Below are 13919 nucleotides of genomic sequence, written 5' to 3'. Positions count from 1 at the left end.
GGTTTTGTTACATTTTACTTAAGTAAGGTATCTTCGATTATGTCAGAAACCCATCAGAAGACGACACGTGGTGAACTAGCAAAACGACAATTATTGGAAGCGGCATGTGAGATCTTTGGTAAAAATGGCCCCGATGCAGCCACCACACGCCAAATTGCACAAGCTGCTCAACAAAATATTGCCGCTATCGCTTATTATTTTGGTTCTAAAGAAGGGTTATATCTCGCCGTTGCACAACATATTGCTGATCTTATTCGCCTTGATTTTGAACCGACAGTGGTCATTCTTGACGAATTTCTTGAACGACCTAACCCAACAGAACATTTGCCATTACTGCAAACGCTTATCACAGATAGTTTTCTACAATATGCTCGTCTTGTGCTTGATAAAGAAAATATTCATCTTAGTCGTATCATGGCAAGAGAACAGCTTGTTCCCACAGAAGCATACTCTTTGATCCACCAACAAGCATTATCGCCGCTTTTAACGCGTGTAAACAAACTATTAGCTCTCTATATTGGTTTAGATGCTACACTACCCACAACGATGTTACATACTCACGCTATTTTAGGCGAAGTGCTATCATTTCGTTTAGTAAGAGAAACCATTCTTAGACAAACAGGATGGGATAGAATAGGTAAAAATGAATATCAAATTATCTCGAATACCTTAAAAACTCATATTACTTTATTACTCAACGGATTAAGAGAGATTTACACTAACCCACATCACGCATAAATAGAGTTATTATGAAAACTAAAAAAGTCAGTTTGTTTATTATCTTAATGATTATTATCGGTATTATTGCAGGTATCTATTATTATGAAGAAAACAAAGAGTCTGAATTAGTACTCTATGGCAATGTCGATATACGTACAGTCAATCTTAGTTTTCGTGTTGCTGGAAGATTAGACACATTACTCGTTGATGAAGGTGCCCCAGTCAAACAAGGGCAATTGTTAGGAAAACTTGATGATGCCCCCTATCGTAATGCACTAAATAAAGCTTATGGTGAGCGTGATAGTGCTATTGCTGCATTAGCGTTAATGGAAGCCGGTTATCGCAGTGAAGAAATTGCACAAGCCCAATCTGATGTGTCATTAAAACAAGCAGCTTGGCAATATGCCAACAACTTTTATAAACGCCAGCAAGATTTGGCTAACCGAAAAGTCATTTCAGCCAATGAGTTAGATAGCGCAAGAAATAATCGCAATCAAGCAGCCGCAGCCTTAAAAGCAGCCCAAGATAAATTAAATCAATATCAAAATGGTTATCGAAAAGAAGATATTGATGCGGCGAAAGGACAAGTTATGCAAGCTAAAGCCGCCGTCGCACAAGCAGAATTAAATCTCCAAGACACGCAATTAATCTCTCCATCACAAGGTACTGTGTTAACTCGAGCTGTGGAGCCAGGCACAATATTATCTGCTGGAAGCCCTGTATTTACGGTGTCATTAACTAACCCTGTTTGGGTCAGAGCTTATATCAGTGAAACACATTTAAACGAAGCTATTCCCAATCGAGAAGTTTATCTCTACACCGATGGACGTAAGGATAAGCCATACCATGGTACGATTGGATTTGTTTCCCCAACAGCCGAATTTACGCCAAAAAGTGTGGAAACACCTGAATTAAGAACGGATTTAGTTTATCGCCTCAGAGTGGTTGTAACAGATGCCGATGACGAATTGCGCCAAGGTATGCCTGTCACCTTAAAATTTGCCTCCTCTCATTAAATGTGAGGGAAAAATGGAACACACTGATTACACTATCGAACTTCAAGGTGTTGAGAAACGCTTTATAGGGATGGAAAACCCTGCAGTTTCGTCATTAACAGCCACCATCACAGGTGGCTCTGTGACGGGATTAGTTGGCCCCGATGGTGCAGGTAAAACAACCTTAATTCGGATGCTTGCTGGGCTATTAAAACCAGATGCCGGTGATATTCGTATTTTAGGCATGGATCCGCAAAAACAGAGTGTCGATGTCAGAGCTATTCTTGGCTATATGCCACAAAAATTTGGGCTCTATGAAGATTTAACAGTATTAGAAAACCTTAATCTTTATGCTGATTTAAAAAATGTCATCGGTGAAGAGCGTAAAAAAGTTTACCAACAGTTGCTCTCTTTTACCGATCTCACTCGCTTTACCTCTCGCCTTGCAGGCAATCTTTCAGGCGGAATGAAACAGAAATTGGGGCTTGCTTGTACTTTATTAGGTAGTCCTAAAGTTTTACTGCTTGATGAGCCCGGTGTTGGGGTCGATCCCATTGCACGCCGTGAACTTTGGCAAATGGTGCATGCTTTGGCCAGCGATGGCATGTTGATACTATGGAGCACCTCTTATCTTGATGAAGCAGAGCAATGTAAAAACATTCTTTTGCTTAACAAAGGAGAGTTACTTTATAGTGGTATTCCACAAGACTTAACAGCAAAAATGGCAGGTCGTTCTTTTCTGCTTGATGTTGAAGGCCATCAGCGAAGAAAAGTATTACAACAAGCTATTATTCAACCTCAAGTAACTGATGGTGTTATTCAAGGACAATCTGTTCGTTTGATCCTGAAAAAACAGAGTAATCAATCTGAATTACTGAACGCTTTGGGTAAACCTGATGCGAAGCTTATTCCTGCTACTCCTCGCTTTGAAGATGCTTTTATCGATTTATTAGGAGGTGGACCTTCTCATAAATCTGAATTAGCTGAAATTATGCCTCAGATCCCTCCTTCACCTAATGAGACTGTGATTGAAGCGCAACAGTTAACCAAAATGTTTGGGCAATTTGCAGCAACCGATCATGTCGATTTTCAAGTTAAACGTGGTGAAATTTTCGGTTTATTGGGCCCTAACGGTGCAGGTAAATCGACAACCTTTAAAATGATGTGTGGTTTATTAGTCCCTACCAGCGGTAAAGCCCTTGTGCTAGGTATGGACTTAAAAGAAAGCTCAGGTAAAGCGCGTCAACATTTAGGTTATATGGCACAAAAATTCTCACTTTATGGCAACCTTAAAGTGGGACAAAACTTGAAATTCTTCTCTGGTGTTTATGGCTTACATGGCAAACAGCAACGCGATAAAATCAACGATATGATAACTGCTTTTGGTTTACAGCCAATGGTAAATCAAATCACTGAAACCTTACCTTTAGGTTATAAACAGCGCCTTGCCCTTGCGTGCTCATTAATGCATGAGCCTGATATTCTCTTTTTAGATGAACCAACATCAGGCGTTGATCCATTAACACGAAGAGAATTTTGGCTACATATTAATGGCATGGTTGATAAAGGAGTGACCGTGATGGTTACCACTCACTTTATGGACGAAGCCGAGTATTGTGATCGTATTGGTTTGGTTTATCGCGGAAAAATCATTGCGGCTGGTGAGCCAGATTCTCTCAAAAAAATGGTTGCCAGTGATGATAATCCAACTCCTTCAATGGAGGATGCCTTTATTGGTTTAGTGCTGGATTACGATAAAAAACTTGAAAGTGAAAATGATAAAGGGAGCGAAAAACATGCATAATTCAGCTCAATCATCTCATGCTCGCTTTTCTTGGCGACGTTTATACGCACTGTGTTTAAAAGAAACAAAGCAGATCACCCGTGATCCCAGTAGTGCCCTAATTGCTATTGTTATCCCGCTCACTTTGCTATTTATTTTTGGATATGGCATTAATTTAGACTCAAGCAAATTAAATATTGGTATTTTAACTAATCAACAAAGCCAACCCGCACAAGAGCTTGTTTACACCTTCACAAACTCACCGTATATCAATGCAACTATTAGTGATAATCGACAATTATTAATCGATAAAATGCAAGCGGGGCAAATTCGTGGCATTGTGGTTATTCCTGTTAATTTTGCTGAATTACTTGCCCGTCAAGATACTACAGCCCCTATTCAAGTGATCACCGATGGCAGTGAGCCCAATACTGCAAACTTTGTTCAGGCTTATACCAAAGGCGTTTGGCAAATTTGGTTGCAGCAACAAGCCATTAGTAAGGGTATTGATACTACACCATTAATTGAAATAGAGCCTCGCTATTGGTTTAATCCTGCGGCGATAAGTCAGCACTATATTATTCCAGGAGCGGTTACTATTATTATTACCGTTGTCGGCGCAATTCTCACTTCGTTAGTAATAGCTCGTGAATGGGAACGTGGTACTATGGAAGCGCTACTTTCCACCCAAATCACTCGCACAGAACTCTTACTTTCAAAACTTATTCCTTACCAAGTGTTAGGCAGTTTTGTCATGATCTTGTGTATGGTAGTCACCGTATTTGTGCTTGGCGTACCTTATCGAGGATCGTTGTGGATTTTAGGTGGGATCACCTCGCTCTTTTTAGCTACCGCTTTAGGCATGGGATTGCTTATTTCCACGCTAACGCGTAATCAATTTAATGCGGCAATGATTTCGTTAAACGCTGCATTTTTGCCCGCAATTATGTTATCAGGCTTTGTGTTTGAAATTGATAGTATGCCCATCTTTATTCAAGTGGTGACCTATTTTATTCCTGCGCGTTATTTTGTGAGTAGTTTACAAACGCTATTTTTAGCTGGCGATATTCCATTGATATTGATGCTAGATATGTGGCTATTAATTGTATCGGCGATATTTTTTATTGGATTAACGGCGTTAGCAACACGTCGTCGATTAGATTAAAGGGAGAACTTTATGTTTTATCGACTTCTCACCTTGATAATGAAAGAGCTACAGTCATTATTACAAGAGCCTCAAACGCGTATTATTTTAATAGTACCCGTGATCTTTCAGATGATCTTATTCCCTTTTGCAGCGACGTTAGATGTTACCAATGCCTCTATTGCAATTTTTGATGAGGATAATGGAAAACAATCTATTGAGTTAACCCAACGTATCGCCAAAGCAAGTGCATTTTCTCAAACTCTTTTGCTTAAAAACGAACATGAAATAAAAGAAACGATTGATAATCGCAAAGCGCTTTTATTAGTTCGTTTTCCACAGAATTTTAGTGCTGATTTAGAAAGCCGTGCTCCTACCAAATTGCAATTAATCCTAGATGGTCGAAATTCAAATAGTGCGCAAATCGCTGCTAATTATGTACAGCAAATCGTTCAAAACTATCAAGCTGAATTAGCAGGTAATACACCTTCTTTGCTGAATAAAACAGAACTTGTTGTTCGCAATTGGTATAACCCTAATTTAAACTACAAATGGTTTATTGTACCTTCGTTAGTAGCGTTGATTATTACCATTGGCGTGATGATAGTCACTTCACTTTCCGTTGCTAGAGAACGTGAACAAGGCACTTTAGATCAACTATTAGTTTCACCTCTATCAACATGGCAAATTTTTATCGGTAAGGCGATTCCTGCAATGGTTGTCGCTGCCGTTCAAGGTACCATCGTATTAATTATTGGGATATTTGGTTATCAAATTCCGTTTTCTGGCTCACTGGTTCTATTTTACTTTACCATGCTGATTTATGGCTTATCGCTGGTAGGGTTTGGTTTGTTAATATCGGCCTTAAGTTCGACACAACAACAGGCTTTTATTGGTGTATTTGTGTTTATGATGCCTGCAGTTTTATTATCCGGTTATATTTCTCCCGTAGAAAACATGCCCGTTTGGCTACAACATGCCACATGGATAAACCCTATTCGTCATTTCACCGATATCACAAAACAGATTTACCTTAAAAATGCAGATATCACCGTAATATGGCACAGCTTATGGCCTTTATTAGTGATTGCAGTAGGAACGGGTAGCATTGCTTATTATCTTTTCCGAAGAAAGATTGCTTAAAACAATAACAATTAAATTATTCAATACAAAAAAATCCCACAACTTATAAAGTTATGGGATTTATTTTTTATACTGTTGTTAAACAGCGTCTATCAACGTCATATCGTTAAAATTAACGACGGTCGCCTAAAATACGCAGTAACATTAAGAACAAGTTGATGAAATCTAAATAAAGCGTTAATGCACCCATGATTGAGTAACGGCGCATATTTTCTTTATCTTCTTGGTTAATCTCATTACCCATATCTTTTAGTTTTTGTGTGTCATAAGCAGTTAAACCTGCGAAAATTAACACACCAGCGTAAGAGATAACCATGCTCATCATTGAGCTTTGCATAAAGATATTCACGATAGAAGCAATAATGATACCGATAAGCCCCATAAACAGGAAGCTACCCATACCCGTTAAGCTACGTTTAGTGGTGTAACCGTAAATACTTAATGCACCAAACATTGCCGCACAAATAAAGAAGGTGCTCGCAATCGAAGATGCGGTATAAACCAGTAATACGCTTGAGATAGTGACACCGGTTAGCACGGAATAGAGCATAAATAATGAGGTTGCCATTGCACCACTCATTTTATGAACCATACCTGATAACACGAAAACTAATCCTAATTGAGCAATGATCAAACCAAAAAAGACGATCTTGCTTGAGAAAATCATTGATAATAATGCTTCGCTTGATGCAACGTATAATGCAACAAACGCAGTTAATAACAGGCCGACAGTCATCCAACCATAAACCTGAGCCATAAAGGTTTGTAGGCCAGAACCTGTGCGCTGTACGATTGAATCATTTGAACGTGAAAATCGATCCATGATGATTACCCTTTAATCATAGTGATAACGTTAGGTTTAACGATAACGTTTATTTCAGTAAAGAGTCCATTATGGACTCATTAGGATTTAATTTTATCACACTGACTTTACATTTCCATAAAATAAACTGTATGAAATGTCATCATAAAATAAATTGAAGTAAAGTTATGTAGCGTTTAATTCAGCGTAGTGGTTTATTCCCAACGCTCGGCTGAATCATAATCACTTTGGCGTGCTTCAACCCATCTATCATTATTTTCAGAGAGCCCTTCTTTTTTCCAAAAAGGCGCACGTGTTTTTAAAAAATCCATAATAAATTCAGCAGATTCAAACGCGCTATTACGATGGGAACTAGTGACACCCACAAACACTATTTCTTCACCGATATTCAATGTACCCACTCGGTGAATAACACTAACTCGTTGTAAAGGCCAACGACCTCGCGCTTCATTAACAATGTCATTAAGCGCCTTTTCAGTCATACCTGGGTAATGTTCAAGCGTGAGCGTACTGACTTCATCCCCTAAATTGTGATTACGCACTTTCCCTGTAAAGGTCACAACAGCGCCATCACTGTCGCACTCAGAAAGCCATTGGTATTCATCACCAACACTAAAGTTTTCGGTTTGTACTGAAATACGAGTTGATGCGCTCATCTTATCCTCCTGTAACAGGTGGGAAAAAGGCGATTTCATCACCATCATTAATAACGTGAGAACCTTGAACAAAAGATTGATTTACCGCTGAGAGTAACTTGCCATCTTCTAACGCAAGTGACCATCGTTCACCTTTGTTGATTAATACTTTACGTAAATCGTCTACTGTGTGGTATTCACAATCTAATTCGAGAGAATCAACACCCACTAACTCACGGACTTGCGCAAAAAAGAGAACTTTAATCATGCTTCCACCTTAAAGTGGCCTGATTTACCACCTGTTTTTTCTAATAAACGTACAGGCCCTATCACCATATCTTTTTGAACGGCTTTACACATATCATAAATCGTTAACGCCGCTACCGATGCCGCAGTCAATGCTTCCATCTCAACCCCTGTTTTACCGGTTAAACGACAAACAGATTCAATGCGTACACGATTAGATTCAGTGAGTGCTTCTAAACGCACTTCGACTTTAGTTAATAACAGCGGGTGACATAATGGGATTAATTCCCATGTTCTTTTTGCTGCTTGAATACCTGCAATTCTTGCGGTCGCAAATACATCACCTTTATGGTGTTTACCTTCGGTGATCATGCTTAATGTTTCTGCTGACATTTCAACAAAAGCTTCAGCACGCGCTTCTCGCACTGTTTCAGCTTTAGCGCTAACATCCACCATGTGAGCTTCACCGGCAGCATTAATATGAGTTAGTTGAGACATGCACAACTCCTGAAATTAACGAAATAACAGAGCGAAAAACTATCCACCAATAACAGATAAATTCGGTGTCATACCGCTATCGCCTTGATGAAGAAAATGAGTTTCTCGTTTATGAAGAAGCCCGCCCTGAATACGCTGTTGTAATGCTTGTTGTTGACTATCATCAGCAAGTAAGTCGCGTAAAGGAATGCCATTTTCACCAAATAGACAAAGATGGAGATTACCAATAGCCGAAACACGTAAACGGTTACAGGTTAGGCAAAAGTCTTTCTCATAAGGCATGATCAGACCAATTTCACCTTGATAATCAGGATGGGTAAATACTTGAGCAGGCCCGTCACTACGGGCGCGAGGAATTTGTAACCAACCTTCATTGAGTAAGCGCTGACGAATAACTTCACCAGACAAATGAAAGCGGTTGAAAATATCACTCCCGTCACCGGTTTCCATTAATTCAATAAAGCGCAGCTGAATAGGTCTGTCTTTGATCCAATTAAGAAAATCAGGGAGGTTTTTATCATTCACATTGCGCATCAACACAACGTTAACTTTGACTTTTTCGAACCCCGCAGTAAATGCTGCATCAATACCTTCCATTACTTGATTAAATTTATCTTGCCCAGTAATAGCATGGAATTGACGAGGATCGAGGCTATCAACACTCACATTAATTGCACTTAAACCCGCGTCACGCCATTGTGCAACATCTCGTGACAAACGATAACCATTTGTTGTTACTGCAATTTTTTTAATTGCAGCATTATCTTTGATTGTCGCGATAATATCAGTAAAATCGCGGCGCATTGTCGGTTCACCACCGGTTAAGCGGATTTTTTCTGTTCCTAATGCAGCAAAAGATTGCGTGAGTCTACTGATTTCATCTAATGAAAGAAATGATTTGTGTCCATTAGGCTTATAACCATTAGGCAGGCAATAAGTACAACGGAAATTGCACACGTCTGTAATTGAAAGACGTAGATAGAAAAACTTGCGGGAAAACGCATCAACGAGTTGTTGCATAATAACACCTTTCCAAATCGGGAGATGCAGACATTTCTACCTTGCACCCTGGTGACTTGCTTCGTCACGGCCAGAACATCATATCTTGTCAATACACGACTTAGACGTAAAGGCTAGGAGTTTATCTTTACCTGTTTTTCACAGGTTTCTAATACCTATATATTTATTGTGGATTCTACCTGCTAATTATGCAAAAAGCGAATAATGTTTTCGCTATATAATTTATAATACAACGACTTACAACACTTTAGTCACGCTAATAACATAAATAAAAACACTTTCATTGGTTAAATATTAGGCTATCAAAAGTGAAATAAAACTAGGAATGTGATGAAATCACGTCGTGATCATAGGCTTAAAATTTAATTGTGATAAATTAGCGGCAAATTTTTAAAGATGAGTAGAACAAATATGCGAAATCGCACGCTAAGTGATTTAGATCGTGTTGTTGCCCTTGGTGGTGGTCATGGCCTTGGACGTGTGCTTTCAGCACTCTCCTACTTAGGCTCTCGCCTTACTGGTATTGTTACAACAACAGACAATGGCGGTTCTACTGGCCGTATTCGTCAAGAAGAAGGTGGCATTGCGTGGGGTGATATGCGCAATTGCATTAATCAGTTAATTACTGAGCCTTCGGTGGCTTCTGCCATGTTTGAATACCGTTTTTCTGGTACAGGTGAACTGGCTGGGCACAATTTAGGAAATTTAATGCTAAAAGCGTTAGATAACTTAAGTGTTCGGCCTTTAGAAGCAATTAATCTTATTCGTGGCTTATTAAGAGTCAATGCACATCTTATTCCTATGTCTGAACAAGCCGTTGATCTAATGGCAATAGATGATCAAGGTAATGAGATTTATGGTGAAGTTAACGTTGATATTTTGCCTAAGATCCCACAAAAACTTGATCTTTATCCTAAAGTACCCACGACGAGAGAAGCCATTGAAGCCATTGATCAAGCAGATCTTATCTTAATCGGCCCCGGTAGTTTTTTTACCAGTTTAATGCCTTTGTTATTATTGCCAGAGCTTGCACAAGCATTACGCCGTAGTAGTGCAACAACGATTTATATTGGTAATTTAGGCAAAGAGCTAAGCCCCGCGGCTGCCAGTATGACGATGTCTGATAAAATCGCTATGATGGAAAATTATATTGGTTTACAAACAATAGATGCCGTGATCATTAGCCCTGAAACACAATATGAATCGATGAAAGGTCGATTAATTGTACAGACCCAATTGGAAGCTAAAGATATTCCTTATCGTCACGACCGCCATCTATTAAGCAAAGCTATTGAGTTAACATTACAGCAATTAGGGCAACGTAATTCATCACCTCAAGCGATTAAATAGTATTTATTACCTTGCTTCCATAAAAAAACCGCATCTGCAATAAACAGCAAGTGCGGTTTTTGGTTGGTAAAAACACAATATCACTATTGGTTTTCAACGTATTATTAGCTATTAAGCTGCTTTAATGTAATACGCTGGCTAATCACTTCTTCAATTTCGTCAAGTGTCATTGGTACATCATTTTTCATCAGACCGAGACCAGCCACAGTACGAGAGAAAGATGTTAAATCCAATGGCGGTAAATCCATTATCCAGTTTTCTTCTGTTGCCAACGTATCTTCTGCATTCAGAATATTTTGTATCACATCCGTAAAAGCTTGATGTGAAGAAACCCAATCTTGATCGCCACTTGCCCAAAACCAACGAGCAGCAATAAAGTTTCTCCACATATCTTCCCAACCATCATAGATCCGACGCAACATTGATGCGCTCATTAATGACCAGGTTTGAGCTTCTTGTTGAGTAATATAACCTTGTTGGCAACCTTCTAGACAAAGTTTGTTAAAACGGCAGAGATCCCAAATAAGGTATTTCACATTTTGGATGTTCATGCGATTAGTGCTCATCATATCGATTTGCCATAAACGCTCATTTTTATCATGTTCAGTTAACTCAGAAAGTAAAATGTCATTTTTTAATGACTGAACATCGTCTTCTTTGCCATTCAAAATTTGATCACGTAGCTGATAAAAATCATTGGTGTGGCCTTGAGTGAGCAACCAAAATAGTTGATACACTAAATCCCAACGGTCGTTAATTCCCCAACCTGCTGATAATCCACCATCATCTTTACCTCGAGCATATTCGTTATATGCCCACTCATTCATTGCGGCATAAGGTGCTGCAACATATAAACCCCATTCATGAGGTAATAACTGAGCTGATGTATTTTCTGCTTCAGATAAAATGGGCTCTTGCCCTGATGTTGATGATTTTTGCAACTCACTATCTTGTACAGTAAATTTGCGTAGCCATTTAAAAAGTATAATAAGAAGAATAACTCCAAGAATTACCCCAGCAGAGCTAGGAAACCCTGCATAAACATAACCACTCATTCACTGTCCTTAATATCTTTTTTATCTTTGTAAATAATTGACGCTTTGTTTGTTGTGGTATTTAAACAGTTGAACGCCATTAAGGGAATATCAAACTAGGCAAAAAATGGAAGATAGAAGATAAAAAGGGATAATCCCTGTAAAATAAGGATATCCCTTTATCGGTTTGTGAATTTAATTTCGTTAATTAAGAGTTAGCAATAAATTGAGCACGTAATGCTTGCAACTTATCACGCGTACTCGCTGCTTTCTCAAATTCAAGATCTTTTGCATATTGGTACATTTCAGCTTCTAAACGTTGGATCTCTTTTTCCAATTCAGCCGTTGATAACAACGGATAATTTTCATGAATATCTGTTGCTTTATGCCCTTTCTTATTGCGCCCTTGCGTAGGTTGACCAATCTTAAGAATATCACCCACTTTTTTATTTAATCCTTTAGGGACAATACCATGCTCAAGATTAAATTGTTGCTGTTTCTCGCGACGACGCTCAGTTTCGCTTATCGCTTTTGCCATTGAATCGGTAATTTTATCGCCATATAAAATTGCTTTACCTTCAAGGTTACGAGCCGCACGACCAATTGTCTGAATCAATGAACGTTCTGAACGTAAGAAACCCTCTTTATCAGCATCTAAAATCGCTACTAAAGAGACCTCAGGCATATCTAAACCTTCTCGAAGTAAGTTGATACCCACTAATACATCAAACTCACCTAGACGCAAATCACGAATAATTTCGACACGTTCAACAGTATCAATGTCAGAGTGTAAATAGCGAACTCGTTCGCCATGCTCTTCAAGATATTCTGTTAAGTCTTCAGCCATTCGTTTTGTTAGTGTTGTAACCAATACACGTTCATTTTTTGCTGCACGAATACGAATTTCAGAAAGTAAATCATCAACTTGTGTGGCAACCGGTCGCACTTCAACAATCGGATCAAGTAAGCCTGTTGGTCTTACAACTTGTTCGATAATTTCATTACCCGATTTTTCAAGTTCATATTTACCCGGTGTTGCTGAAACATAAATCGTTTGTGGTGCTAACGCCTCAAACTCTTCAAAACGTAACGGACGGTTATCAAGCGCGGAAGGTAAACGGAAGCCATATTCAACTAAGGTTTCTTTACGCGAGCGATCGCCTTTGTACATTCCGCCAATTTGTGGAATGGTAACGTGTGATTCATCAATCACTAATAGACCGTCAGCAGGAAGGTAATCAAACAGGGTTGGAGGTGGCTCACCAGGCCCTCTACCTGATAAATAGCGTGAATAGTTTTCGATACCTGAGCAATATCCCAATTCATTCATCATTTCGAGATCAAATTGAGTACGCTGTGTCACGCGTTGTTCTTCAACGAGTTTATCATTCGCTAAAAGCACTTTGCGTCTGTCTGCAAGTTCTTTTTTGATTTCTTCCATCGCTTCAAGAATACGCTCGCGGGGAGTGACATAGTGCGTTTTAGGGTAAACAGTAAAACGAGGCACATTATAGTGAATTTGCCCTGTTAAAGGGTCAAACAGTGAAAGGCGTTCGACCTCTTCATCAAATAGCTCAACACGTAATGCATAATCATCAGATTCAGCTGGAAAGATATCAATCACTTCACCACGTACGCGAAATGTACCTCGCTGGAAGGCTTGATCATTGCGAGTATATTGTAAATCAGCAAGGCGGCGTAAAATGGCACGTTGGTCGATTATCATGCCGTTAGTCAGATGAAGCATCATTTTTAAATAACTATCAGGATCACCTAAACCGTAGATAGCAGAAACCGATGATACGACAATAACATCTTTACGTTCTAGCAAAGCTTTAGTCGCAGATAGACGCATTTGTTCAATATGTTCGTTAACAGAAGCATCTTTTTCAATAAAAGTGTCTGAGCTTGGCACATACGCTTCTGGCTGATAATAATCGTAATAAGAAACAAAGTATTCCACTGCATTTTCAGGAAAGAATTCTTTCATTTCACTATAAAGCTGTGCTGCCAATGTTTTATTCGGCGCCAACACCATAGTCGGACGATTGAGATTGGCAATTACATTGGCAATCGTAAAGGTTTTACCTGAACCTGTTACCCCTAAAAGGGTTTGATGAGCAAGACCATCATCTAACCCTTCACAGAGTGAGGCAATAGCGGCAGGTTGATCACCACCCGGTTTAAATTCAGAATGCAGTTTGAAATCTTTGCTCATATTTTTATCTCCTCGCTGACACTCCTTATGATACTGGATAAAAATCCAGCTTCAATCTCTATCTCACAAAATTTGTCTGAATAATTAGCATAAGTTATCCCCAGTTTTGGAACTGAATTTTTTTCAAAAAGGCAACCCCTTTTTTGTGAATTATTCCAAGAGACACACCAACACCACTTCCTCTATTGATTTTATTTAATTAATTGATATATAAGAATTAAAAATAAAAGTTGAGAATAACACCAATCTTTAGCAATGCCTTGTATTCTCTCTATTCAGCGTATTTTTATAATGGTAATACACAAGGTTA

Annotated in this window: 13 protein-coding genes and 1 riboswitch; of the genes, 6 read left to right on the top strand and 7 right to left on the bottom strand. The window is 38.9% G+C overall.

Annotated features, from left to right (window positions below):
* The first annotated feature begins 39 nt into the window (after window positions 1-39).
* Genes cecR through GWI59_RS10815 form a run of 5 tightly spaced genes read left to right on the top strand, consistent with a single transcriptional unit; the run spans window position 40 to window position 5785 of the window.
* The gene (gene cecR / locus GWI59_RS10835) at window positions 40-738 is read left to right on the top strand and encodes a transcriptional regulator CecR (protein ID WP_006537579.1); all 699 of its coding nucleotides are present in this window, start codon (window positions 40-42) and stop codon (window positions 736-738) included.
* 11 nt (window positions 739-749) lie between these two features.
* Window positions 750-1736, top strand: a complete 987-nt coding sequence (gene hlyD, locus GWI59_RS10830; protein ID WP_109400707.1) for a secretion protein HlyD — start codon at window positions 750-752, stop codon at window positions 1734-1736.
* A 13-nt stretch (window positions 1737-1749) separates the two neighbouring features.
* On the top strand, window positions 1750-3519 hold the full coding sequence (locus GWI59_RS10825) for an ATP-binding cassette domain-containing protein (protein ID WP_115065184.1): 1770 nt from the start codon (window positions 1750-1752) through the stop codon (window positions 3517-3519).
* Window positions 3512-4663, top strand: a complete 1152-nt coding sequence (locus GWI59_RS10820; RefSeq protein ID WP_072062885.1) for an ABC transporter permease — start codon at window positions 3512-3514, stop codon at window positions 4661-4663. Before GWI59_RS10825 ends, GWI59_RS10820 begins: the two co-directional genes overlap by 8 nt.
* A 12-nt stretch (window positions 4664-4675) precedes the next feature.
* A complete protein-coding gene (locus GWI59_RS10815) occupies window positions 4676-5785 on the top strand; it encodes an ABC transporter permease (protein WP_072062886.1) in 1110 nt (369 codons plus the stop codon).
* A gap of 112 nt (window positions 5786-5897) precedes the next feature.
* On the opposite strand, the gene GWI59_RS10810 is transcribed toward GWI59_RS10815, so the two are convergent.
* The 5 genes from GWI59_RS10810 to moaA all read right to left on the bottom strand — a co-directional run bounded on the left by GWI59_RS10810 (window position 5898) and on the right by moaA (window position 9007).
* Window positions 5898-6608 carry a Bax inhibitor-1/YccA family protein gene (locus tag GWI59_RS10810; protein ID WP_006537586.1) on the bottom strand — a complete coding sequence of 237 codons (711 nt, stop codon included), beginning with the start codon at window positions 6606-6608 and terminating at the stop codon, window positions 5898-5900.
* A gap of 194 nt (window positions 6609-6802) precedes the next feature.
* On the bottom strand, window positions 6803-7264 hold the full coding sequence (gene moaE / locus GWI59_RS10805; RefSeq protein WP_006537587.1) for a molybdopterin synthase catalytic subunit MoaE: 462 nt from the start codon (window positions 7262-7264) through the stop codon (window positions 6803-6805).
* A 1-nt stretch (window position 7265) separates the two neighbouring features.
* Complete coding sequence (gene moaD / locus GWI59_RS10800) at window positions 7266-7511, bottom strand: molybdopterin synthase sulfur carrier subunit (protein ID WP_109400705.1); 246 nt, start codon at window positions 7509-7511, stop codon at window positions 7266-7268.
* A complete protein-coding gene (gene moaC, locus GWI59_RS10795) occupies window positions 7508-7987 on the bottom strand; it encodes a cyclic pyranopterin monophosphate synthase MoaC (protein WP_072062889.1) in 480 nt (159 codons plus the stop codon). The genes moaD and moaC overlap by 4 nt, the downstream gene beginning before the upstream one ends.
* Window positions 7988-8026: 39 nt before the next feature.
* On the bottom strand, window positions 8027-9007 hold the full coding sequence (gene moaA / locus GWI59_RS10790; RefSeq protein WP_072062890.1) for a GTP 3',8-cyclase MoaA: 981 nt from the start codon (window positions 9005-9007) through the stop codon (window positions 8027-8029).
* A riboswitch (molybdenum cofactor riboswitch) is annotated at window positions 8997-9139 on the bottom strand. It overlaps the preceding gene by 11 nt.
* 279 nt (window positions 9140-9418) lie before the next feature.
* On the opposite strand from moaA, the gene yvcK reads away from it, so the two are divergent.
* Window positions 9419-10357 (top strand): uridine diphosphate-N-acetylglucosamine-binding protein YvcK, encoded by a 939-nt coding sequence (gene yvcK / locus GWI59_RS10785; RefSeq protein ID WP_072062891.1) that lies wholly within the window; start codon window positions 9419-9421, stop codon window positions 10355-10357.
* A 104-nt stretch (window positions 10358-10461) separates the two neighbouring features.
* On the opposite strand, the gene GWI59_RS10780 is transcribed toward yvcK, so the two are convergent.
* Together GWI59_RS10780 and uvrB are read right to left on the bottom strand one after the other, a co-directional pair.
* Window positions 10462-11412: a DUF1266 domain-containing protein gene (locus GWI59_RS10780; RefSeq protein WP_072062892.1), complete on the bottom strand. Its 951-nt coding sequence runs from the start codon at window positions 11410-11412 to the stop codon at window positions 10462-10464.
* Window positions 11413-11599: 187 nt separating this feature from the next.
* On the bottom strand, window positions 11600-13609 hold the full coding sequence (gene uvrB, locus GWI59_RS10775; protein WP_109847482.1) for an excinuclease ABC subunit UvrB: 2010 nt from the start codon (window positions 13607-13609) through the stop codon (window positions 11600-11602).
* Window positions 13610-13919 lie beyond the last annotated feature (310 nt).

The sequence above is a fragment of the Proteus sp. G2673 genome, from assembly GCF_009915125.1.
In the GTDB taxonomy this organism is placed as follows: Bacteria; Pseudomonadota; Gammaproteobacteria; order Enterobacterales; family Enterobacteriaceae; genus Proteus; species Proteus penneri.
The sequence above is the reverse complement of the archived record's forward strand: the minus strand, read 5'-3'. Positions and strand labels throughout refer to the sequence as shown.